Here is a 22,796-nt window from a genome sequence, read left to right as displayed (position 1 = left end):
CTCAATTCTCCATTATTTTAGTAAGTACGGTGGATTAGTGGAAGTCTGCAAATCGCTTTCTTTGGTGGCGATGTATTCCTCGATGCGCGATTGGCGGCTCCGCTCCATCAATTCCGAACTGCGTGTCAGGGCATCGTACTTGATGTCTATCAGCTCTTTTTTAAGATTGTCTATCTCTATCAGTTGCAGTTGGCATTCGTAACGGTTGTTGATGTAAATAATGATAAGCACCATGATAAGGAACAACAATCCGGCTTGGCGGCGGAAGAAGTCTGTGGCCAGAATGTCGCCTCCGATGATGTTCTTCAGTGAGGTGCGTTTTTTCACCTTTTCCGTATTCTTTTCTTCTTGCTTCTTTTCCATTGCTAGTCACTAATCATTCATTACTCTTTCTGCAATTCTCAGCTTGGCGCTGCGCGAACGCGGATTGCGCTCTATCTCTTCCTCGTCCGGTACAATCACTTTGTTGTTGACTAGCCGGAACGGGGTCAATACGTTCCCGAAAAAATCTTTTTCGGCCTTGCCTTCCACGTTGCCGGTTTTCATGATATTCTTCACCATACGGTCTTCCAGGGAGTGATAGGTTATCACCACCAGGCGGCCTCCCGGCTTTAGCGCTTCTGTTGCCGCATACAGCATTTCTTTCAGTGCTTCCATTTCCTGGTTTACCTCAATGCGCAATGCCTGGAATACTTTTGCCAGTTCTTTCTTCTCGCGTTCGCGGCCGAAGAGTGGTTTGACGATTTCCAGAAATTCGCCGATGGTGGCAATTCTCTGCGTAGCCCGTGCCTTAACGATGACAGATGCCAGTTTCCGGCTGTTCTTCAGCTCGCCGTACAGATAAAAAATATCGGCCAGCTTTTCTTCTTCGTAGGTATTCACGATGTCGGCAGCGGTTAGGCCGGCACGCTTGTTCATACGCATATCCAGTGCCCCGTCGAAGCGGAAGGAGAATCCCCGTTCGCTGTCATCAAAGTGATGGGAAGATACGCCGAGGTCGGCAAGTATGGCATCCACTTTTTCGATGCCGTGATAGCGTAGGAAGTTGTGCAGGTAGCGGAAGTTGCTGCGTACGAATGTAAAATGCGGGTTGTTCACAATGTTGCGTTCCGCATCCTCGTCCTGGTCGAAGCTCAGCAGCCGGCCGCCGTCTTCCAGGCGGGACAGTATCTCGCGCGAATGTCCTCCTCCACCAAACGTTACGTCTACATACGTGCCGTCCGGACGGATGTTCATTGCATCTACGCTCGGCATCAGCAATACGGGGATGTGATATGTTGTTTCTTCTTTCATCATCTGTTGTTTATAGCTTATTTTCGTCACAACAAATATTTTCGTCTCCCAGCAGTTCTTCAAGAGCCTCGCTGAACTCGTCGGGGTTCATGAATGGTTGGTCGGCACGTTCCTTAGCCCAGATTTCTATTGTGTTGTCCACACCAATGAAGCGGACATCACTTTGTATACCCGCCATTTGCAGGTAACGTTTTGGGAGCAGGATGCGTCCGTTCCCGTCAGGGGTCATGACTTCCGCGTCACTTACGAACTGGCGGAAAATCATTTGTTGTTTGGCGTTCCATTTATTCAGTCGGCAGCGAAGTTGGTTTTGAGTGGCAAACCATACACTTTCCGGGTAGAGCACCAGGCAATCCTGATACACGTCCTTACGCAACACGAGTCTTTCTTCAGAAGCGGCTTGCAGCTGTTTCCGGAAGGTGGCCGGGATGAAAACTCTTCCTTTTGCATCCGCCTTAGCCTCGATATTACCTAAAAATTGTATCATTTCTCACCTTATTATAATAAGCGACGGTAAAAATACACATTTCCCCACAATTCCCCACAATCTTTTAACTAAAATCTTAGGAAGAAGTTTTCAACACCTTGTTGATAGCTTATTCATTTGATAATGAAGCTGCTTTTGAAACGCTTTGCTGGTGGGGGATTCGTGTAGTCTCTTTTGAAAAGATTCGGTTGAGGATGACGGTCTTTGGTTTGAAAGTCGCTTGTTGGTGGAATGGTGTCTTGGGTGGGAAACTTCTTTCCCAGCTTTGCGGATATCTAAACCAAGACTTGGTTTCTCTATCCCCAGGCTTGGTTTGGAAAAACCAAAGTTTGGGATAAAGCTCTTTCTTAACTCTTTCTTGTTTTAGTATTAACTTCTGAAACTTTTTTTGTTAACTTCCCGTCTATTTTGTGAACGTTACTACTTACCGGAAGATGATGGGAGGGAGGAGTGATAATATTCCCCCTGGAGTGGTTGATTATTACATTCATCCACAGAATCCAGGGGGGATAAATGTTTTTTTACTGTATGCTGTTCAGCAAGTCTAGCTTGCCCTCGTTCACCAGTTTTAGAATGAGTTCGCCAAACAATGTGTTTTGCCATGCAAACCAGGCGCGGGTGAACTTGGCGGGATTGTCTTTGTGGAAAGACTCGTGCATAAAGCCGGTTCCGGCTTCTGTATCCATCAACATCTTCACGCAAGTTTTAATCTCTTCATCGTTCTGGCTTGTGAAGGCTTTCATCATGATGCTCATCGGCCAAATCATGTCGTAGCCGATGTGCGGACCTCCAATGCCTTCGCCTGCCGTACCTTTGAAGAAGTATGGGTTATCCTCGCTCCATACGAAACGACGGGTGTTCTGGTAAATAGGATCGTTGATGTCCACATCGCCCAGATAGGGCAGTGCGATAAGGCTCGGTACATTGGCGTCGTCCATCAGAAGGTGGTTGCCGAAACCGTCTACCTCGAAGGCATAGATGGTGCCGTATTTGGGATGGTTGTAGGTAGCGTATTTTCGTAGGGCGGTTTCTACTTCTCCGGCCAGGTCGGTACATTCTTTTGCAAGCTCCGGGCGGTTATTGACTTCAGTCAGAATCTCGGCTGCCTTACGCAGCGAAGATACGGCGAAGAAGTTGGAGGGTATCAGGAATTGGAAGGTGGTGGCGTCATCGGAAGGGCGGAAAGAAGATGCAATCAGTCCGACCGGTTTCACCGGATTGCCCCAGCCGTCGTTGGTCATCGTGTCCAGTGCGCGTTCAGTTACCCGCTGGAAATGGTAGGAACCGCGTCCGTCACGGCGCTGTTGGTCGCGGAAGGTGGTCAGGATGTTTTGGATTGCTTTTATCCACTCGGCATCGAAGATGCTTGTATCACCGGTCGTTTTCCAGTAATGGTAGGCAAGGCGTAGCGGATAACACAGTGAATCGATTTCCCATTTACGCTCGTGCACCTCGTCGTTCATGTCGGTAAGGTCGGTTTTCCAGTGTCCGTCGGGGATGGGGCCGTCGTTGAAGGCGTTGGCAAACGGGTCTACATTAATCAGCTTGAATTGGCGGTTGATGACTCCTGCAAGCATCGTCTTCAGTTCCTTGTCTTCATTGGCCAGCTGTACGTAGGGCCACACCTGCGCACCTGAGTCGCGGAGCCACATGGCATGGATATCTCCGGTGTAGACAAATGTGTCGGGCTTCCCGTCTTTCTTGTCCTTGCGGAAATGGACGGTGGTGTCCAGCGTGTTGGGAAAGCAGTTAGTGAACATCCATGACAGCTTCTGATTTTTCAGCAGCTGCTGTATCCGTTGAATTTGTTCTTCTACGGCTTTGGAACGGAACAGTCGTTTTGATTCTACCGGTCGGTTGTCTTTCTTGATAGCGTCGGAGGCGCATACGTGGTTACTCATGGCCGGCTGTACGGCAAAAACGGCAGGAGTAGCCATTGTCATTGCTGCAAATGTGCAGGCTGTAATGATTGTCTGTTTCTTCATGTTGTTTATTAATTACTCGGTTTTTCTTTAGGTATCTTGGTTTGTGTCCCATGATTGCCCAAAGATAAGCATATTTACTTTTTTATCCGGCCAATTAATAAACAATTCTTAGGTTGCCGTATTCTCTTATCTGAAATCTTTCAGTTCCTGTTGCAGTTTCTGGCGGGTAAAGAAGATGCGGCTCTTTACTGTTCCAAGTGGGAGGTTCAGCTTTTCTGCGATTTCACGGTACTTGAAACCGGAGACATGCATGGAGAAAGGTATCTTGTACTCACGTGGCAAGGCATTGACAATGCGGTGCATTTCCTTCAGGTCGTAGACGCCTTCTGTGCTGTCGAGTGTGAGGTCGTGCGGCGTGTTCAGATGATAGAGATTGTCTGTGGTATCTACAAATGTCTGGTCACGTACCACTTTACGGTAATTGTTGATGAAAATATTACGCATGATGGTATATATCCATCCTTTAAAGTTGGTATCAGGTGTGTACTTCTCTTCATTGTCCAGAGCTTTCAGGGATGTCTCTTGAAGCAGGTCGTTGGCCTCTTCGCGGTCGGAGGTTAATTTATATGCAAAGCGTAATAAGTCGTTTTGAACTCCGAGTAGGTCTTGGGTAAATGTTCTATTATTCATAATGGATGTTTTTTAAATTATTGTTCGTTTTATTGATGATGCAAAGCTACGGATGATTTCTCTTTTTGATAGACGGAAATCAAACTCTCTTTGGGGTAAAATCTAACAATTGGCAGTTTTCGGGTGGCTTTGGTTAGCTTTCAGTGCCTCGGATAGGTGGAAAAGTGGGATGTAGCCAGAGATTGCTATCCTGATTTTTGTAAATAATATTATCGCAAAGCGTAACGGCTTGAATGAGTTTGTGTACGAAATACAAGGGGCGAGACCATGAAAGGCAGACGCGGGATTGTCCCGGCCTGCCTTTCTCTCTTTTGATACAACTAAAATCTGTACTCTTCTTAATTTATGGAAATCACTGGTTTTATATGCTGAGTTCTTAAACAAAATCCTTCAAGTCTTGTTGTAGTTTTTGGCGGGTGAAGTAAATGCGGCTCTTTACCGTGCCTAAGGGCAACCCTAGCTTCTCTGCAATTTCGCGGTATTTGAAGCCGGAGACATGCATGGAGAAGGGAATCTTGTACTCCCGTGGAAGGGCGTTGACAATGCGGTGCATCTCTTTCAGGTCATATGCGCTTTCTGTGCTTTCAAAAGCGGCGTCGCGCGGCAGGTTCAGGTGATAGAGATTGTCCGTGGTATCCACGAAAGTCTGGTCACGCACCACTTTGCGGTAATTGTTGATGAAGATATTGCGCATGATGGTGTATATCCATCCTTTGAAATTAGTATCGGGCGTATACTTCTCTTCGTTATCCAGAGCTTTCAGGGATGTTTCCTGCAAGAGGTCGTTGGCTTCTTCACGGTCGGAAGTAAGTTTGTATGCAAAACGCAATAAATCGTCTTGAACTCCGAGCAGGTCTTTTTTAAATGTTATATTGTTCATATGTGCTATGTTTTTTTTCGTTAATCTTGATATTGCAAGTTTACGGAAGTTTTCTCTTTCAGGCAGACGGATTTCAAACACACTTTAGGGGAAAAACTATCAATTGACAGTTTTTAGGTGCTATTTGATAGATTTCGGGTGCAGTTTTCTGTCATTTTTTTGCGATTAATTAAAAAGATGAGTTAATTTTGCGCATTCATTTCATCAAAAGAAGAATGGCTGACGACTCTTTATTTTTGATTGACATAGACAAGATACTTCGGGAAAAGGCTCCGAAGCAGTCTAAGTATATCCCCAAGTTCGTGGTTTCTTATTTGAAGCATATCGTTCATCAAGAGGAATTGAATGTCTTTTTGCGGGAGTCGAAAGATAAAGTCGGTGTAGATTTCCTGAAAGCTTGTCTGGAGTTCCTTGATGCCAATATTGTGGTAAAGGGGGAGGAAAATCTGCCTAAAGAAGGGCTTTATACTTTTGTGTCCAACCATCCCCTGGGTGGGCAGGACGGAGTGGCACTGGGTTATGTCCTGGGCTCCTTTTATGGTGGCAAGGTGAAATATATGGTCAACGACCTGCTGATGAACCTGCACGGACTGGCGCCGCTTTGCATCCCCATCAACAAGACGGGAAAGCAGGCCAAAGACTTCCCCAGAATGGTGGAGGCGGGATTTGCTTCGGACAATCAGCTCATCATGTTTCCAGCAGGGCTTTGTTCGCGTAGGCAGAATGGGGTCATCCGTGACTTGGATTGGAAAAAGACCTTTATCGTGAAGAGTGTCGAAGCCCACCGTGATGTCGTTCCCATCCACTTCGAGGGGCGGAATTCCAACTTCTTTTATAATCTTGCCAATCTTTGTAAGATATTGGGTATCAAGTTCAATATCGCCATGCTTTACCTGGCAGATGAAATGCTGAAGAATCGTCATAAAACATTTACCATCACCATAGGGAAGCCTATCCCCTGGCAAACTTTCGACAAATCGAAAAGCCCGGCCGGATGGGCGCAATATGTGAAGGATATTGTATATAAATTGTAGAGAGACCGTATTTATATTAAAGAAGAACTACTAACAGAAAAATATGGAAGATGTTATTGCACCGATAAGCAAGGAGCTGTTGAAAGCGGAGTTGACTGAGGAAAAGCGTCTGCGCATGACCAATAGAAGTCATAATCAGATATATATCATTACTGCCCAAGACTCTCCGAATACAATGAAGGAGATCGGCCGTTTGCGCGAGATTGCATTCCGTGCTGCGGGAGGAGGAACGGGCAAGTCTATGGATATTGATGAATATGACATCATGGACAACCCGTACAAGCAGTTGATTGTCTGGAATCCGGAAGCAGAAGAAATTTTGGGTGGATACCGTTATATCTTAGGTACGGATGTGCGTTTTGATGAACATGGTGCCCCTATTCTGGCAACTGCCCATATGTTTAACTTTTCGGATAAGTTTTTGAAGGACTATCTTCCTACGACCATCGAGTTAGGACGTTCGTTCGTTACGTTGGAGTATCAGTCTACGCGTGCAGACAGTAAAGGTCTGTTTGCGTTGGATAATCTGTGGGATGGTTTGGGCGCACTGACCGTAGTCATGCCCAATGTGAAGTATTTCTTCGGAAAGGTGACTATGTATCCCAGCTATCATCGTCAGAGCCGTGATAAGATTCTTTATTTCCTTCGGAAACATTTTGCGGATAAGGACAACCTGATTACTCCGATGAAACCGTTGCTTCTGGAGTCGGACGAGAATGAATTGGATGCTCTATTCTGTAAAGACTCTTTTAAGGAAGACTATAAGATTTTGAATTGTGAAATCCGTAAGGCGGGGTACAATATTCCCCCGTTGGTGAATGCCTATATGAGTCTTAGCCCTACCATGCGTATGTTCGGTACAGCCATCAATTACGGTTTCGGAGATGTGGAGGAAACGGGTATCCTGATTGCCGTGGACGAGATTCTGGCAGAAAAGCGCATCCGCCACATCGAGTCGTTCATAGCGAGCGAACCGGAGTCGTGCAAGCTTACGTCGGGAGCAAATAAGGTTGTATCATAGGACTATCCGGAAGAATGCTTGTCGTCTGTTATACCGCTGGTAAGCTATTCCCGTTTATTTTCCTGTATAAATCGAGTGCAAATACATCCGTCATTCCGGAGATGTAATCCAATACCGCCTGTATTCTTTCATAGAGTGCAGGCGCTTTTATGTTGTACTGGCCCGATACGCGATTGATGAGCAGTTGCGAATATGCCTTTTCCGGAGAACACACGGCGTCAATCATCAGTTCGAGCAGGGTACTGATGATACGGAAACCGGCAAGTTCAATGTCCAGCACGTCGCGTGAGCGGTAAATCTTCTTCAGGGAGATGTCTGCACAGTGCTTGTAGGCATTGGCAGGTACTTCGGATATATGGTTGATGAGGCTTCCTTCAAATTCTCCTTTCAGAATCTTTTCTTCATTGTCTACAAAGGCCTGCACGCACTCGCCGATAAGCAGTCCGATAACGCTGGAACGCAGATAGGCTATTTGCTCATTGGTGTCGCTTACTATCTCCATGGTTTTGAGCCGGTGTGCTTGGCGCTCTTTCGAGAAATAAGAGAGAAGTAACTCTTTGGTTTCTTGTGTAGTCAGAATTTTTAGTTTATGGGCATCCTCGATATCCATCATCTGGTAGCAGATGTCATCGGCGGCTTCCACCAGGTAGACCAGCGGGTGGCGGGCATATTTCAACGGGGCATTGTTCTGCTTCTCCATACCCAGTTCTTCTGCTATGCGGCGAAAACTTTCTTCCTCTGTAATGAAGAAACCAAATTTTGACTTCTTGCCTGCGAGACTCGATGAAAAGGGATATTTCACGATGCTTGCCAGGGTGGAGTAGGTGAGTACAAATCCTCCCTGCCGCCTTCCCTCAAACTGGTGGGTAAGCAGACGGAACGCATTTGCATTCCCTTCAAAGTGAGTAAGGTCCTCCCATTGGGCAGGTGTCAGTTGGCCCTTCAGGGACATTCCTTTTCCCTCGGAAAAAAAGGTGGAAATAGCTCGTTCTCCCGAATGTCCGAAAGGAGGATTTCCCAAGTCGTGTGCCAGGCAGGCGGCCGAAACTATGGAGCCTATTTCGGTGAGGTAGCTGCCTTGCAGTTCCGGGTGGCGGGCAATGAGAACTTTCGATACATCGTTGCCTAATGAGCGGCCTACGCATGATACTTCCAAGCTGTGTGTCAATCGGTTGTGGACGAATACACTACCGGGAAGAGGGAATACCTGGGTTTTGTTCTGCAGACGGCGGAAGGGGGCAGAGAAGACAAGGCGGTCATAGTCACGTTGGAATTCCGAGCGGTTTTCATGGCGTTCCTGGTGAAACTCTTCCAGTCCGAAGCGTTTGGCAGATATGAGCGTATTCCAATTCATCATGATGTTATTTGAGATTTGACGATTTACTATTTACGATTGAAGTTACTATTATTTAACTGCAAATGTATCACTATTTTGTATAAAAAGCCGTATTTTCGCCCAAGTTTATAGTAAAAGGAAGATGAATTGCGAAACTTGAATTACTCGAATTGTAAGAATAGAAGTAGCCCCAATCGTAAATAGTAAATCGTCAAATCGTAAATAACATCATGTTGAACGTACAAATCATCAATAAATCAAAGCATCCGCTTCCGGCTTATGCCACTGAGCTGTCTGCAGGAATGGATATCCGTGCAAACCTTAATGAACCTATTTCGCTGGCTCCGATGCAGCGGTGTCTGGTGCCTACTGGCCTTTATATCGCTCTTCCTGAAGGATTTGAGGCGCAAGTGCGTCCGCGTAGCGGATTGGCCATTAAGAAGGGGATTACCGTGCTGAACTCCCCTGGAACGATTGATGCCGATTACCGTGGTGAAGTTTGTATTATTCTCGTCAACCTTTCTGCAGAAACCTTCGTCATCGAAGATGGGGAGAGGATTGCACAAATGGTGATAGCGCGTCACGAACAAGCTCTTTGGCGGGAAGTGGAAGTGCTGGATGAGACGGAGCGCGGTGCCGGTGGCTTCGGGCATACGGGTAAAAAATGAATGGATATTGTTCCGTTTTACGGGTTAAGAATTTATAATTAAATAGATGAGAATCAGAGTAAAAATAATACTTGCATTGTTGATAGGTACCTTCTGCTTTACTACGTACGGAGTGCAGGCTGCCAATGTTCAAGCTTCTAAGGAGAAAATGAGCGGGTACGGTCGGTCTGAAAAGGCACGGAAGGAATTGAAGAAACGGAAGAAGTCGAAGAAAGCCGACGTTTCGCCCGTAAAGGAGCTTACCCCCGAACAGCAGCGCCGTTACGACTACTTCTTTCTTGAAGCCGCCCGTCTGAAAGTCCAGAAAGACTATGATGCGGCTTTCGATGTCCTGCAACATTGCCTGACGATAAACCCGAACGCATCATCGGCTTTGTATGAGATGGCCCAGTATTATATGTACCTCAAGCAGGTGCCGTTGGGACAAGCCGCGTTGGAAAAGGCGGTGGAGAATGCTCCCGATAATTACTGGTATGCCCAGGGACTTGCCAATCTGTATATGCAGCAAAACGAAACGGAGAAAGCCGCTGCCTTGTTGGAAAATATGGCGGTACGTTTCTCGGATAAGCTGGACCCGCTATACAACTTGCTGGAGATTTACAACCGCCAGGAAGAGTATGACAAAGTTATCGGTATACTGAACAAGCTCGAGGAACGGATGGGCAAGAATGAACAGCTCAGTATGGAGAAGTTCCGCATCTATCTGCAAAAGAAGGACGACAAGAGCGCCTTTCATGAAATAGAAAGTCTGGTAGAAGAGTATCCCAACGATATGCGCTATCAAGTTGTGCTGGGGGATGTCTATATGCAGAACGGGAAAAAGCAGGAAGCTTATGAGATTTACAAGAAGGTGCTGGCCGAAGAGCCGGACAATGCAATGGCCATGTACTCATTGGCTTCTTACTACGAAGAGACCGGACAGAAGGGGCTGTATGAACAGCAATTGGACACGCTGTTGCTGAACAAGAAAGTGGCTTCGGACACCAAACTGAATGTGATGCGGCAGTTCATCGTGCAGAACGAGCAGGCAGGCAAGGACAGCACACGTGTCATTACGCTCTTCAACCGTATCATGGAGCAGGAGCCCGATGAGGCGCAATTACCTTTGCTGTATGCCCAATATCTTCTTTCCAAAGGAATGAACAAGGAGGCTGGACCGGTTCTGCGCCAGGTTCTGGCGATAGACCCTACCAACACAGCGGCTCGTATGACATTGCTGGGGGAAGCTGTGCGCCAGGAGGATTACAAGGAAATAATGAATTTGTGCGAAGCCGGTGTGGAGTCCAATCCCGATATGTTGGAGTTCTATTTCTATCTGGCCATTGCCTACAACCAGGCGGAACGGACGGATGATGCCCTTGCCATCTGTCAAAAGGCTTTGTCGCACGTCAAGGACGACAGCAAGAAGGAGGTCGTATCAGATTTTTATGCCATTATCGGTGATGCTTATCACACCAAGAATCTGCATGCGGAAGCTTATGCGGCTTATGATTCCGCTTTGGTGTACAATCCTTCAAACATCGGTGCCTTGAATAACTACGCATATTATCTTTCCGTGGAGCGCCGCGACTTGGACAAGGCGGAAGAGATGAGCTACAAGACAGTGAAAGCCGAGCCGAACAATTCCACCTATCTCGATACATATGCATGGATATTGTTTGTTAAAGGTAATTATGCCGAGGCGCGTCTCTACATAGATGAGGCGATAAAGAATGATAAAGATAGCAGTGACGTGGTCTTGGAACATTGCGGAGATATCTATTACATGACTGGCGATGCGGAAGGTGCCTTGAAATACTGGAAACAAGCCTGGGATAAGGGCAATCGCTCTGATACGTTGAAACAGAAAATACAAAAAAAGAAATATATATCAGATGAAACTAAACCTGCTGAATGATATGGCAAGGATATGCCGCCTGTTGTCCTTGCTGTTGTTGCTGGCTGTGGGGCTTGCCGGTTGCAAGACTTCGCGTCACTCAAGTTCTCTGTCCGGAGAATCTGCCTGCCTTTCCTCCAAAGTGCAGCTGACGGTACCCCATAAAGATGCCACCCTTACTGTGAACGGTACGATGAAGTTGAAGAAGGAAGAATGCATGCAGATTTCCTTTCTGATGCCGATACTTCGTACGGAGGTGGCACGTATGGAAGTCACCCCGGATGAGATTCTGTTGGTAGACCGTATGGGAAAACGTTATGTCCGTGCAACACGTAAGGAACTGAAGGATGTGCTGCCCAAGAAGGCGGATTTTGCCCATTTGGAGAAACTGCTTTATGCTGCTTCCAAACCCAATGGCAAGAAGGTGCTTACCGGCAAGGAACTCGGGATACCCTCTCTGGAAAAGGGAAAGATTGAACTTTCCAACTTCTCGGATAAGCCTTTTGCACTGACTCCTACCCAGCTCTCACAGAAATATAAAGAGGTGGAGCTGGAAGAACTGCTGGAAATGCTGATGGACCTTTGATTAGTTGATAATTGTCAGATAATCCCTCATAACTTATAACTCATAACTTATGAAGCTTCTCCTTCTCTTCTTTCTCCTCCTTTTGCCGGTTTCTCCGCTCCTTGCCCAGTCCAACAAGCTGATTAAGGAACTGGAAAGCAAGCGTGGTGCCTTACAGAAACAGATAGCAGAGTCGGAAACGCTGTTGATAACCACCAAGAAGGATGTGGGAAGCCAGTTGAACGGTCTTGCTGCACTGACCGGACAGATAGAAGAGCGCAAACGCTATATTCTGACTATCAATAATGATGTGGAATCCATAGAGCGCGAGTTGTCTTCATTAGAACGTCAGTTGACCCGCCTGCAACGTGACCTAAGGGACAAGAAGAAGAAATACGAATCGTCCGTTCAATATTTGTATAAGAACCGCTCCATTGAAGAGAAGCTGATGTTCATTTTCTCTGCCAAGAGCCTGGCACAGACCTATCGACGCATGCGCTATGTACGTGAATATGCTACTTATCAGCGCCTGCAAGGCGAGGAAGTGTTGAAAAAGCAGGAGCAGGTGAACCGTAAGAAGACTGAGCTTCAGCAAGTGAAGGTTGCCAAGGAAGGATTGTTGAAAGAACGTGAAGAGGAGAAAGTCAAGCTGGAAGCGCAGGAGAAGGAACAAAAGTTGTTGGTAGCCAATCTGAAAAAGAAACAGCGGGGATTGCAGAACGAACTGAATAAGAAACGCCGTGAAGCCAATCAGCTCAATGCACGCATTGACCGTCTGATAGCGGAAGAAATAGAGAAAGCGCGTAAGCGTGCGGCAGAAGAAGCGCGCCGTGAGGCAGCCGCACGTAAAAAGGCTGGTGAGAAAACCGAAAAAACGGCAACTGCCTCTACGCCCGCAAAGCCGAAGGCACAGCCTTTGGAAACTTACTCCATGAGTAAGGCAGACCGTGAATTATCAGGGAACTTTGCTAATAATCGCGGTAAGTTGCCGATGCCCATCACCGGAGCGTATATCATTACCAGCCATTACGGCCAGTATTCTGTGGAAGGTTTGCGCAATGTCAAGCTGGACAATAAGGGCATTGATATACAAGGGAAACCGGGTGCCCAAGCCCGTGCCATCTTCAATGGTAAAGTGGCGGCTGTCTTTAAACTGAACGGACTGTTCAATATCCTTGTCCGTCACGGGAATTATATATCAGTCTATTGCAACTTGTCATCGGCCTCGGTGAAGCAGGGCGATGATGTTGCCACCAAACAGACTCTCGGACAAATCTTCTCGGATGGGGCCGACAATGGTCGTACGGTGCTACACTTCCAATTGAGGAAAGAGAAGGAAAAACTGAATCCGGAGCCGTGGCTGAACAGATAATGATAATTTAAATTTTTACTCCTTCCAGCAGCTCCAGATACATCCCTATCGCCTCCTCTATCTCCTTGACAAAGATAAATTCATCGGCAGTGTGTGAACGGGCACTTTTCCCCGGTCCCATCTTCAGAGAAGGGAATGGCATCAGTGCCTGGTCGGACAAGGTCGGTGAGCCGAAAGGAGTACGTTTCATGGTAATAGCCTTTTGCACTACCGGATGCTCCGGAGCTACGTGTGAAGAGCTTAGCCGGAAGGAGCGGGCTTTGGCTTCACACGTGATGTGTTTCTGTATTTCATCGAATAGCTCCTGATTGCTATAACACTCGTTGCTGCGAATGTCTACGACAAAAGTACAACGGTCGGGAATGACGTTATGCTGTGTACCGGCGTTTACCATGGTTACGCTCATCTTCACGGGACCCAGCAGGGAAGATTCTTTTGGGAAACGGTAATCACGAAACCAGGCAATATCATCCAATACCTTATATATAGCATTATCTCCCTCGTTTCGGGCAGCATGTCCCGATTTTCCGGTAGCAGTTACGTCCAGCACCATCAATCCTTTTTCTGCAATGGCAGGTTGCATCTCTGTCGGCTCGCCTACAATGGCAAACTGTATGGGAGGGAGTTCCGGCAATACGCATTCTATTCCCCCCTTGCCTGATACTTCCTCCTCACACGAGGCAAGATATATCAGATTGTAGGCCTGAGTGGTGCGGCACAATGTCAGGAATACTTGCAGCAGGCTGACTACACTGGCTCCGGCATCGTTGCTGCCCAGCCCGTAGAGCTTTCCATTACTTTCCAGCGTTGGTTTGAAAGGATCTTTCCGCCACCCGTTGACGGGTTTTACGGTGTCGATATGGGAATTCAGCAGCAAGGTCGGTTTCTTTAAGTCGAACATCGGGCTGAGGCACCATACATTGTTGCCTTTACGTCCTGTTGCCATGCCTTGCATTTCGATATAGTTCTGCAGATAATCTGCCGCCTTCTCCTCGTCGCGGCTCAAGGAAGGAATGGCTATCAGTGATTTGAGCAATCCGATTGCTTCGGAAGTTAAAGTCGGTATATCGTAAATCATATTCGGTAAATAAATAATCTGGCCGCAAACTTACGGATAAAAAATGAAAAGGACGCCAAACCGACGTCCTTTCTGTTTTTTCAATATTGTTTAGAAGAAGCAACTGAGTGATATCATCAAGTTGCGGTTTTTGTTGCCTGAATCTTTAATGTTCTCTACCAGTCCCCAGTCATAACCGATGGAAATCTGATATTTCTGACTGAATTCGACTCCGGCTTTTAATCCGAGACCGAAATCAAAACGCTTCATGGCATCATCCCCGAATACATTGGTGGAGTTATCATCAAACTCATATTCGTCAAGAATATCTCCTTCTGCCTTGGCTTTGCCAAAAAGACCGATGGCTAAATAAGGACCGGCATTGCCGAATATGGCAAAGTTCTCATTCACTGCATATTTATAGCCAATGTGTACAGGAATTTCCAGGTAGTAGGGATTGAACTTGATAGAAGCAGCAGAGCCTCCGTCTATTTTGGCTCCTTTCAGCGTAAGTAATGCACCCATATCGAGGTAGACTCCTTCTGAAATTTGAGGCAATCCTACTTCAGCCTTTACCCCAGCATGAAAGCCTATTTTACTGTCGAAACCGGTAATGGAGAAGTTACTGGAGTTCATGCCGACTGTTGCTCCCCATCTGAGGTTGTCTTGAGCATTGATGCTTGCTAAACCTATGGTCAGCATAGCCATTAAAAGCAATACTTTTTTCATGTTCATTGAATTTGATTTAGTTTGTATATCACCACAAATATATAGATATTTAATATATTTCTATTGTTTTAATGGTAAAGAAAGTATCTTTTGTGGATAATTTGCTAACGGATGGTCGGATACTTTAAAGGTAAAGTTTGAATAATTACCCGCTAATATCAAATTAGTTTCAAATGAAACCACTACCTTTGTACCGTATTTACCAATATCAAAAGTTATGACTTATCATCATTTATCTGTCCTGGTGCATCGCCAGGCAGAGAAGTATGGAGACAAAATAGCCCTGAAATACAGGGACTATGAAACTGCACAATGGATACCCATCTCTTGGAAAGAGTTCTCACAGACTGTACGCCGGACTGCCAATGCAATGGTGGCTTTGGGAATAGAGCCACAAGAGAATATCGGTATCTTCTCGCAGAATAAACCCGAATGTCTCTTTACTGATTTCGGTGCATTCGCCAACCGGGCGGTGACTATACCTTTGTATGCTACCAGCTCACCGGCCCAGGCACAGTATATCATCAACGATGCACAGATACGTTATCTGTTTGTAGGCGAGCAGTTCCAGTACGATGCCGCTTTCAGCGTGTTCGGATTTTGCCAGTCTCTGCAGCAGCTCATCATCTTCGACCGTGCTGTGGTGAAAGATCCGCGCGACATGACTTCCATCTATTTTGATGAATTTATGGCAATGGATGAAGAGTTGCAGCACAATGCCATTGTAGAAGAACGTACAGCAGCTGCCTCAGATGATGACCTCGCCAATATCCTTTATACTTCCGGTACTACCGGTGAGCCGAAAGGTGTCATGCTCCATCATTTCAATTATAGAGAGGCTTTCCGCATTCATGATATCCGATTGCCTTTCATGACAGACCAGGATGTTTCCATGAACTTCCTTCCGCTGACCCATGTATTCGAAAAGGCATGGACCTACCTTTGTATACATCGGGGAGTGCAGGTCTGCATCAATCTCCGTCCACAAGATATCCAAACTACTATTAAAGAGATACGCCCTACACTGATGTGCAGTGTACCCCGTTTTTGGGAGAAAGTCTATGCCGGTGTGCAGGAGAAGATTTCCCAGGAAACCGGTCTGCGTAAGGCGATGATGTTGGATGCCATCAAGGTGGGCAGGACGCATAACATTGATTATTTGCGCCAAGGAAAGACTCCTCCGATGATGCTTCATCTGAAATACAAGTTCTACGAAAAGACCATTTATGCTCTGCTGAAGAAGACGATAGGTATTGAGAACGGTAATTTCTTTCCTACGGCAGGTGCTGCTGTGCCCGATGAAATCTGCGAGTTTGTGCATTCTGTAGGTATAAACATGGTGGTGGGCTATGGTCTGACGGAATCTACGGCTACCGTTTCCTGCTTCCTCAACGAAGGCTATGAGATTGGTTCCGTAGGTACGGTGATGCCTGATGTGGAGGTGAAGATTGGCGAGAACAACGAGATACTTCTTCGTGGTAAGACTATCACTACCGGCTACTACAAGAAACCGGAGGCAACGGCTGCTGCCATCGACCGTGACGGTTGGTTCCACACGGGTGATGCCGGTTATTTGAAGGATAGCCATCTGTATCTGACGGAGCGTATCAAAGACTTGTTCAAGACCTCCAACGGAAAATACATTTCGCCGCAGGCATTGGAAACGAAGCTGGCTATTGACCGTTACATTGACCAGATTGCTGTCATTGCCGATGAGCGTAAGTTTGTTTCCGCTTTGATAGTTCCCGTTTATGGCTTTGTGAAGGATTATGCCAAGGAGAAAGGCATTGCATACAACAATATGGATGAGTTACTGCAACATTCCAAGATACAAGCGTTGTTCCGTGCCCGTATCGATACCTTGCAGCAACAGTTCGCCCATTACGAGCAAGTGAAGCGTTTCACGCTTCTGCCGGAACCATTCAGCATGGAGCGTGGGGAACTGACGAATACGCTGAAGCTGAAACGTTCTGTTGTGGCAAAGAACTACAAGGAGCTGATTGATAAGATGTACGAAGAATAAAACTTTGTTTTTTTGTTTATAACCGTCCGACCTGGGGTGAATCTTTTTCATTCCGGGCCGGACGGTCTGTTTTTTTATCTCCTTCTTCTGAACAGAAAGAAACTACCCCCTGCACTGCGAGAAACTAATCATCTGTATACTGCTGACTGGCAGTTTTTATGCTTCTTATTATTCTTACAACAGCTGTTGTAAGAAAAGAACACAGCTGTTATAAGAAAAGAATACAGCTGTTGTAAGAAACTAACATGACTGTGATAAGAATAATGAGATGCGAGAAAATAGTTAGTTTGTCGCAGTGGAGAGGTTAATTTGTCGCGGTGCCGGGGGAGAGTTCTCTTGTAGATAATGAAAGCCTCACTCTTAGGCGAGGGAGAGAAGGGTGATGCCGTAATCTGCTTAAAACCATGCAATAAAGCACCGGTTCTGCCAGCAGCTTTTCTTCATTAACTTTTATTAGCAAATAAATCATCCTTTTCCGATAGGGTTGCGGTTGTGCCCCCGGTTTTATATACGAGAGCTTGAAAGAAATCTGCAGAATAAAGACATTTGGATAAGCTTAAATATTAACCGTAACATACTAATAGCCTATGAAGCATACAAAGAAGAAATGAGAGGAACAGCCAATCAAACTGGCCGATCGGGATAACAGATTTCCGAGAATCTGTTTATTAACTTAACACATATTTAATCTAATATTTATTTTCCGAAAAACAGCTTATGAAAAAAAGAATTATGCTGACCTTGGTTTGCCTGCTGGCAGCCATCGGTTGGGTAGCAGCCCAAAATTCCCCCATTACCGGTATCGTTATTTCAGCTGAGGACAATGAACCGATTATCGGAGCTTCCGTATTGGTAAAAGGAAGCACTACCGGAGCCGTAACAGACTTAGACGGCAAATTCACTATTACAGATGCGCCCGCAGGTGCGAAAATCCTGCAAGTGTCTTTCGTAGGTATGATAACACAAGAAGTTCCCATCACTCCGGGGACGATAAGAGTCACATTAAAGAATGATGCCAAGCTGCTGGATGAAGTGGTGGTAACGGCATTGGGTATCGCAAAGAAAGAAAAATCACTGACGTACTCTACCCAGGTGGTAAACGGTGATGAACTGGCACGTGTGAAAGACCCCAATATGATGAATGCATTGGCCGGTAAGACGGCAGGTGTGCAGATTAATAAGAGTTCTTCCGGTTTGGGAGGTTCTTCCAAAGTGATTATCCGTGGTAACCGTTCGGTAAGCGGAAGTAACCAGCCGTTGTATGTAATAGACGGTGTACCGTTCGGTTCATCTACCAACGAAAATACCTCAACTACTATCGGCGGAGACAACGACAGTGGTAACTACGACCGTGGCGACGGTATTTCCAATCTGAATCCCGATGATATTGAGAGCATGAACATATTGAAAGGCCCTGCCGCTGCTGCACTTTACGGTAGTTCGGCTGCCAATGGTGTGGTGATTATTACCACTAAGAAGGGCAAGGAAGGACGCGCCAGTATCAGTTTCAATACCAGCACCACTTTCGATATAGCTGCATACGGTATTCCCGAATTCCAGAATCACTATACGGGTGTGTCAACCAGTTGGGGCAGTGATATCAAAGGTAGTCCCGACTATACAGACGATTTCTTCAAAACAGGTGTCACTACTATCAACTCGCTCTCGTTGAGCATGGGTTCGCAAGCTATGCAAACTTACTTTTCCTATGCTAATACTTACGGCAAGGGCGTGGTGGAAGGTAATAGCTTGGTGAAGCATAATTTCAATTTTCGCGAAACTGCCAACTTCCTCAATAACAAACTGACTGTTGATGCCAATATCAATGCGATGTATCAAAGGGGGAACAACCGTACTACTTCGGGAGGTTATTACATGAATCCTTTGGTAGGTCTTTATCACTTCCCGCGTGGTGGTGTTGAAGGTGGAAAGGACTTTAACTACTACAAAGATAATTATCAGATTCTTAATGCCGGTCGTAACATAATGGACCAGAACTGGTATAAATCTCAAGGTACTGATATGGAGCAGAATCCCTATTGGTTGATTAATAAGGTTCCGAATGAGGATACCCGTTATCGTACATTGTTGAATCTGAGTGTGAAGTATAAGTTCAATGACCTGTTCAGTATACAGGCTCGTGGTAGTGCCGACTATGTTGTAGACAAGAACAATACACGTATGTATGCAGGTACCAGCCCGGTGTTGTGTGGTATGAATCCGGCTGGAACAGGAACTAACGGTCGTTACATCTACGGTGAATCAAGTAGCCTTTCTTCTTATGGGGATGTTTTGTTTACTTATCAACAGCAATTCACTAACTTCAGTGTCAATGCTTCGGTAGGTGCCAGCATCAACGATTATACAGGAAACGGTACAGGTTTCGATTCCTATCCGGGTATACTCTCTGTGCCCAACGTATTCACTATGCAGAACTGCTCCTTGAACAAGGGCTCATTGACCGATTGGAAAACCCATACTCAAAGCCAGAGTGTGTTCTTCACCGGTCAGGTAGGCTTCAAAGATCAGATTTATGTGGACGTGACAGCACGTAACGACTGGACTTCAACATTGGCATTTACCAAATACAAAAACAAAGGCTTTTTCTATCCGTCAGTAGGTGTGACATGGTTGCTGAACGAAACATTGAAATTACCTTCTTGGATTGATTTAGGTAAGATTCGCGGTGCATGGTCAAAGGTGGGTAACGGTTTGAATACTTATACTTCAAATCCTCTCAACTCCATTACAAAGAGTGGTAGCATCAATTTCAACAGTACAGCTCCGTTTGCAGAACTGAAACCGGAAATGACTACTTCCATTGAGTTTGGTACTGAGTGGCGCTTTTTCAATAGCCGCTTGGAGTTCGACTTCACTTATTATAAGACTAATACAAAGAATCAACTCTTTACGTTGGATGCTCCGTCAGGTTCACAATACGCCCGATATTACATCAATGCCGGTGATATTCAGAATACCGGTGTCGAAGTTATGTTGAATGGAACTCCTGTCATGACTAAGGATTTCCGCTGGAAAACCGGTGTTAACTTTGCAACCAATAAGAACGAAGCAAAGGCACTGGCTGGTGATGACTTTGGTTATTTTACATTTAGCGGTGGCGAAAGTAACAATGTATGGAGTCGTTTAGAAGTAGGTGGTTCGTTTGGTGACATTTACGGTACTACTTTTGTACGTGACGAAAAAGGCAATATTCAGTATGAACCTGCAAAAGAAGGACAAAAAGATAGTGATAGACTTCCATTGGTGGACAAGACAAATCCGGTGAAACTGGGTAATTCTACTCCTGATTTTAACTTGGGGTGGAGCAATACAATCACGTGGAAGGACTTCTCTCTTTACTTCTTGATTGATGGACGTTTTGGAGGTGAAGTGATGTCTTTGACGGAAGCCGACCTCGATCAGCAGGGAGTAAGCAAGGCAACGGGTGATGCTCGTGACCGTGGTTACGTGATGCTGGAAGGCCGTCAAATTACAGATGTGGAAGGCTTCTATAATCAGGTTGGTGGCCGTGCGGGTGTGACCGAGCATTATATGTACAGTGCTACCAACATACGTTTGCGCGAACTTTCCATTGGCTATAGTCTGCCTCAGGCTTGGTTGGCAAAGACTGGTGTCATTAAGAACGCACAGGTTTCACTTGTAGGCCGCAACCTGTTCTTCTTCAAGAACAATGCTCCATATGATCCTGATGGCATGCTTTCTACCAGCAACCGTCTGCAAGGAGTTGATGTGTTTGGTATGCCTACCAACCGTTCGATTGGGTTCAACTTGAAAGTTAATTTTTAAACAGTAGATATGATTATGAAAAATATATTTAGACTTACAGCTGTAGCGCTGCTGGCAGCTACCTTATTCTCGGCATGTACGGGAGCGTTCGAGGATATGAACACTAATCCGAAGGGAGTGAGCGATGAAGAACTAAAACAAGATAACAACTACATTGGTATGCACTTCATTCCCATGATGCAGTCTATCTATTATAATAAAAATGCAGGTGTCAATGTATGGGAATATCAGCTTATTCAAAATTTGAATGCCGATTTGTGGTCAGGCTATATCAGTACGGCTACTGCATTTGCCGGCAATGTAAGTAATGTGACCTATGCCATGAATGCAGGATGGAATGACAACTGTTGGGATTATGCTTATAGAAACGTAATGGTGGAAAGCTTGAAAATCACCAACAAGTGCAAAGACGATATGGAGACGTATGCCCATTTCGAGGCTATCAATACCATCTGCCGCGTAATAGCTATGTCGCGTCTTGCCGACCAATACGGATGTATTATCTATTCTCACTATGGCGAATCGGCTACTGGTGGTGAGTATGATTCAGGACAGGATGCTTATAAAAAATTCTTTGAAGAATTGAAAGAAGCTGCAGACGTGCTGCGTACTGCTAAAGAAAAGGATGTGGCTTCGTTTATAATGTTTGATTATGCCTATGGAGGTAACTTGAACAAATGGGCGCAGTTGTGTAACACCATTCGTTTGCGTTTGGCCATGCGTATTGTGAAGTATGATGCTGCTTGGGCAAAAAGTGAGGCGGAAGCTGCCATGAACGATAGTAATGGATTGATTGAAACCAATGATGCTAATTTCGGCATTGCAGGAAACGGTTATGTCAATCCGCTTTACGGTATTGCATTCAACTATGGAGATGGTGTTTTAGGTGCTAATATTCCTTCTATCTTGTCTGGTATGGGCGATGCGCGTCTTGATAAGTATGCTACACAGAACAGCAAGAGTGAATATTTTGGTATTCGTCTTGGTATTAAAGGACTGGAAGAAGAAGGGTTTTCGGATGCCTATAAGGCGATTGTAAGTCGACCCAACTTGACAGAAACCTCTCCTGCTATTTTGGCAACTGCTGCCGAAACCATTTTGTTGGAAGCCGAAGCTGCTTTGCGTGGTTGGGATGTAAATGGTAAGGGCACCGCTCAGAGCTTGTATGAAAAGGGTATACGGACATCGTTCGAACAATGGGGAGCCGCTGTGGGCGATTATTTAAGCAGTACGACTACTGCTGCAGCGTATGTAGACCCCGTTATTCCCGCTGCCAGCATTGAAGGCCAGAGCAAGGTGACTGCTAAATGGGACGAGTCTTTGAGTAACGAGGAAAAATTTGCTAAGATTGCCACACAACGCTGGATTGCTATTTATCCTGAAGGTATGAATGGCTGGGCTGAGATACGTCGCACTGGTTATCCCAAATTATTCCCGGTAATGGTGAACTACAGTCAAGGTGAGATTGATACAGATCTTGGCCCACGCCGTTTACCCTTCACCATCAATGAAAAAGGCAATAATCCTACCGGTTATGCCAAAGCCGTCGAAATGTTGGGCGGACCGGACAATGGCGGTACTCGCATCTTCTGGGATGTAGATAAACCGAACTTCTAATCCGCATTATTATCATAGAGATTAAGTGATGAGGACTTTTTGAAGCATGTTTTTTTAAGGGGAAGTATGAAATCTGTTTTTCATACTTCTCCTTATGTTATATTGATATAGGGTCACCGTACCCAAATTCTTTTATGTATCCGCTACGAAGTGAGTACAATGATATTTTAATAATTTGTTGTAATTTATCGATGTTTTGTACTCGCTTTGCAGCTTCTTGATTATCAGTGTTATTATAATGCGCTGCATTCAGTATACGACTGAACTGACTTGGTTTAGAATAATTAACTAATAACCTGCGCTTTTACATTAGGGTTTGAACCTTCTCGTCGGTTCTTACTATAAAGGGGAATTCTTAACTTAGCACAATCAGGCTACTGAACCCCATTTTTCAATAGCCTGATTTAATCTTAAAA

At 45.6% G+C, this 22,796-nt stretch carries 18 protein-coding genes; 9 read left to right on the top strand and 9 right to left on the bottom strand.

Features of this window, described 5'->3' with window-relative positions; translation table 11 throughout:
- Positions 1 to 12 precede the first annotated feature (12 nt).
- The 6 genes from DW039_RS07125 to DW039_RS07095 form a co-directional block, all read right to left on the bottom strand.
- Positions 13 to 363 (bottom strand): FtsL-like putative cell division protein, encoded by a 351-nt coding sequence (locus tag DW039_RS07125; protein WP_005830386.1) that lies wholly within the window; start codon positions 361 to 363, stop codon positions 13 to 15.
- Between the two features lie 9 nt (positions 364 to 372).
- Positions 373 to 1,293: a 16S rRNA (cytosine(1402)-N(4))-methyltransferase RsmH gene (rsmH, locus tag DW039_RS07120; protein ID WP_008662693.1), complete on the bottom strand. Its 921-nt coding sequence runs from the start codon at positions 1,291 to 1,293 to the stop codon at positions 373 to 375.
- A gap of 10 nt (positions 1,294 to 1,303) precedes the next feature.
- Positions 1,304 to 1,780 carry a division/cell wall cluster transcriptional repressor MraZ gene (gene mraZ / locus DW039_RS07115; RefSeq protein WP_005834563.1) on the bottom strand — a complete coding sequence of 159 codons (477 nt, stop codon included), beginning with the start codon at positions 1,778 to 1,780 and terminating at the stop codon, positions 1,304 to 1,306.
- Between the two features lie 521 nt (positions 1,781 to 2,301).
- On the bottom strand, positions 2,302 to 3,723 hold the full coding sequence (locus DW039_RS07105) for a glycoside hydrolase family 125 protein (RefSeq protein WP_085931532.1): 1,422 nt from the start codon (positions 3,721 to 3,723) through the stop codon (positions 2,302 to 2,304).
- Positions 3,724 to 3,891: 168 nt separating this feature from the next.
- Positions 3,892 to 4,395: an RNA polymerase sigma factor gene (locus DW039_RS07100; RefSeq protein WP_117922854.1), complete on the bottom strand. Its 504-nt coding sequence runs from the start codon at positions 4,393 to 4,395 to the stop codon at positions 3,892 to 3,894.
- 376 nt (positions 4,396 to 4,771) lie between these two features.
- Positions 4,772 to 5,275 carry an RNA polymerase sigma factor gene (locus DW039_RS07095; protein WP_008662699.1) on the bottom strand — a complete coding sequence of 168 codons (504 nt, stop codon included), beginning with the start codon at positions 5,273 to 5,275 and terminating at the stop codon, positions 4,772 to 4,774.
- A gap of 215 nt (positions 5,276 to 5,490) precedes the next feature.
- Between DW039_RS07095 and DW039_RS07090 the strand changes: the two genes are divergently transcribed.
- Positions 5,491 to 6,309, top strand: coding sequence for a 1-acyl-sn-glycerol-3-phosphate acyltransferase (locus tag DW039_RS07090; RefSeq protein WP_034523012.1), 819 nt, complete (start codon positions 5,491 to 5,493; stop codon positions 6,307 to 6,309).
- 43 nt (positions 6,310 to 6,352) lie between these two features.
- Positions 6,353 to 7,330: a GNAT family N-acetyltransferase gene (locus DW039_RS07085; protein WP_008662703.1), complete on the top strand. Its 978-nt coding sequence runs from the start codon at positions 6,353 to 6,355 to the stop codon at positions 7,328 to 7,330.
- 28 nt (positions 7,331 to 7,358) lie between these two features.
- Here DW039_RS07085 and DW039_RS07080 read toward each other — a convergent pair whose 3' ends face one another.
- Positions 7,359 to 8,687: a deoxyguanosinetriphosphate triphosphohydrolase gene (locus DW039_RS07080; RefSeq protein WP_044468530.1), complete on the bottom strand. Its 1,329-nt coding sequence runs from the start codon at positions 8,685 to 8,687 to the stop codon at positions 7,359 to 7,361.
- Positions 8,688 to 8,899: 212 nt separating this feature from the next.
- On the opposite strand from DW039_RS07080, the gene dut reads away from it, so the two are divergent.
- The 4 genes from dut to DW039_RS07060 are packed head-to-tail and all read left to right on the top strand — an operon-like array spanning position 8,900 to position 13,147.
- On the top strand, positions 8,900 to 9,334 hold the full coding sequence (gene dut, locus DW039_RS07075; protein ID WP_034532753.1) for a dUTP diphosphatase: 435 nt from the start codon (positions 8,900 to 8,902) through the stop codon (positions 9,332 to 9,334).
- Between the two features lie 46 nt (positions 9,335 to 9,380).
- Positions 9,381 to 11,231: a tetratricopeptide repeat protein gene (locus DW039_RS07070; protein ID WP_117588745.1), complete on the top strand. Its 1,851-nt coding sequence runs from the start codon at positions 9,381 to 9,383 to the stop codon at positions 11,229 to 11,231.
- Positions 11,209 to 11,796 (top strand): DUF4292 domain-containing protein, encoded by a 588-nt coding sequence (locus DW039_RS07065; protein WP_008662710.1) that lies wholly within the window; start codon positions 11,209 to 11,211, stop codon positions 11,794 to 11,796. The genes DW039_RS07070 and DW039_RS07065 overlap by 23 nt, the downstream gene beginning before the upstream one ends.
- A gap of 49 nt (positions 11,797 to 11,845) precedes the next feature.
- Positions 11,846 to 13,147: a murein hydrolase activator EnvC gene (locus DW039_RS07060; protein ID WP_005830365.1), complete on the top strand. Its 1,302-nt coding sequence runs from the start codon at positions 11,846 to 11,848 to the stop codon at positions 13,145 to 13,147.
- A 7-nt stretch (positions 13,148 to 13,154) separates the two neighbouring features.
- Here DW039_RS07060 and DW039_RS07055 read toward each other — a convergent pair whose 3' ends face one another.
- Together DW039_RS07055 and DW039_RS07050 are read right to left on the bottom strand one after the other, a co-directional pair.
- Positions 13,155 to 14,225 (bottom strand): M20 family metallo-hydrolase, encoded by a 1,071-nt coding sequence (locus DW039_RS07055; protein ID WP_117588744.1) that lies wholly within the window; start codon positions 14,223 to 14,225, stop codon positions 13,155 to 13,157.
- A gap of 90 nt (positions 14,226 to 14,315) precedes the next feature.
- A complete protein-coding gene (locus DW039_RS07050) occupies positions 14,316 to 14,933 on the bottom strand; it encodes a porin family protein (RefSeq protein WP_005834577.1) in 618 nt (205 codons plus the stop codon).
- 217 nt (positions 14,934 to 15,150) lie between these two features.
- Here DW039_RS07050 and DW039_RS07045 point away from each other — a divergent pair, with 217 nt between their 5' ends.
- The 3 genes from DW039_RS07045 to DW039_RS07035 all read left to right on the top strand — a co-directional run bounded on the left by DW039_RS07045 (position 15,151) and on the right by DW039_RS07035 (position 22,380).
- Positions 15,151 to 16,956: a long-chain fatty acid--CoA ligase gene (locus tag DW039_RS07045; RefSeq protein ID WP_117922853.1), complete on the top strand. Its 1,806-nt coding sequence runs from the start codon at positions 15,151 to 15,153 to the stop codon at positions 16,954 to 16,956.
- Positions 16,957 to 17,673: 717 nt separating this feature from the next.
- Positions 17,674 to 20,763, top strand: coding sequence for a SusC/RagA family TonB-linked outer membrane protein (locus DW039_RS07040; protein WP_005830357.1), 3,090 nt, complete (start codon positions 17,674 to 17,676; stop codon positions 20,761 to 20,763).
- A 15-nt stretch (positions 20,764 to 20,778) separates the two neighbouring features.
- Complete coding sequence (locus DW039_RS07035; RefSeq protein ID WP_181989123.1) at positions 20,779 to 22,380, top strand: SusD/RagB family nutrient-binding outer membrane lipoprotein; 1,602 nt, start codon at positions 20,779 to 20,781, stop codon at positions 22,378 to 22,380.
- The last annotated feature ends 416 nt before the right edge of the window (positions 22,381 to 22,796 follow it).

The organism is Bacteroides sp. AF39-16AC (genome assembly GCF_003602735.1).
Lineage (GTDB): Bacteria > Bacteroidota > Bacteroidia > Bacteroidales > Bacteroidaceae > Bacteroides > Bacteroides uniformis.
The sequence above is the reverse complement of the archived record's forward strand: the minus strand, read 5'-3'. Positions and strand labels throughout refer to the sequence as shown.

What these genes read in the sequence shown, in the direction of transcription:
- DW039_RS07125 (WP_005830386.1), bottom strand. Translation starts at nt 363, where the DNA reads ATGGAAAAGAAGCAAGAAGAAAAGAATACGGAAAAGGTGAAAAAACGC.
- rsmH (WP_008662693.1), bottom strand. Translation starts at nt 1,293, where the DNA reads ATGAAAGAAGAAACAACATATCACATCCCCGTATTGCTGATGCCGAGC.
- mraZ (WP_005834563.1), bottom strand. Translation starts at nt 1,780, where the DNA reads ATGATACAATTTTTAGGTAATATCGAGGCTAAGGCGGATGCAAAAGGA.
- DW039_RS07105 (WP_085931532.1), bottom strand. Translation starts at nt 3,723, where the DNA reads ATGACAATGGCTACTCCTGCCGTTTTTGCCGTACAGCCGGCCATGAGT.
- DW039_RS07100 (WP_117922854.1), bottom strand. Translation starts at nt 4,395, where the DNA reads ATGAATAATAGAACATTTACCCAAGACCTACTCGGAGTTCAAAACGAC.
- DW039_RS07095 (WP_008662699.1), bottom strand. Translation starts at nt 5,275, where the DNA reads ATGAACAATATAACATTTAAAAAAGACCTGCTCGGAGTTCAAGACGAT.
- DW039_RS07090 (WP_034523012.1), top strand. Translation starts at nt 5,491, where the DNA reads ATGGCTGACGACTCTTTATTTTTGATTGACATAGACAAGATACTTCGG.
- DW039_RS07085 (WP_008662703.1), top strand. Translation starts at nt 6,353, where the DNA reads ATGGAAGATGTTATTGCACCGATAAGCAAGGAGCTGTTGAAAGCGGAG.
- DW039_RS07080 (WP_044468530.1), bottom strand. Translation starts at nt 8,687, where the DNA reads ATGATGAATTGGAATACGCTCATATCTGCCAAACGCTTCGGACTGGAA.
- DW039_RS07070 (WP_117588745.1), top strand. Translation starts at nt 9,381, where the DNA reads ATGAGAATCAGAGTAAAAATAATACTTGCATTGTTGATAGGTACCTTC.
- DW039_RS07065 (WP_008662710.1), top strand. Translation starts at nt 11,209, where the DNA reads ATGAAACTAAACCTGCTGAATGATATGGCAAGGATATGCCGCCTGTTG.
- DW039_RS07060 (WP_005830365.1), top strand. Translation starts at nt 11,846, where the DNA reads ATGAAGCTTCTCCTTCTCTTCTTTCTCCTCCTTTTGCCGGTTTCTCCG.
- DW039_RS07055 (WP_117588744.1), bottom strand. Translation starts at nt 14,225, where the DNA reads ATGATTTACGATATACCGACTTTAACTTCCGAAGCAATCGGATTGCTC.
- DW039_RS07050 (WP_005834577.1), bottom strand. Translation starts at nt 14,933, where the DNA reads ATGAAAAAAGTATTGCTTTTAATGGCTATGCTGACCATAGGTTTAGCA.
- DW039_RS07045 (WP_117922853.1), top strand. Translation starts at nt 15,151, where the DNA reads ATGACTTATCATCATTTATCTGTCCTGGTGCATCGCCAGGCAGAGAAG.
- DW039_RS07040 (WP_005830357.1), top strand. Translation starts at nt 17,674, where the DNA reads ATGAAAAAAAGAATTATGCTGACCTTGGTTTGCCTGCTGGCAGCCATC.
- DW039_RS07035 (WP_181989123.1), top strand. Translation starts at nt 20,779, where the DNA reads ATGAAAAATATATTTAGACTTACAGCTGTAGCGCTGCTGGCAGCTACC.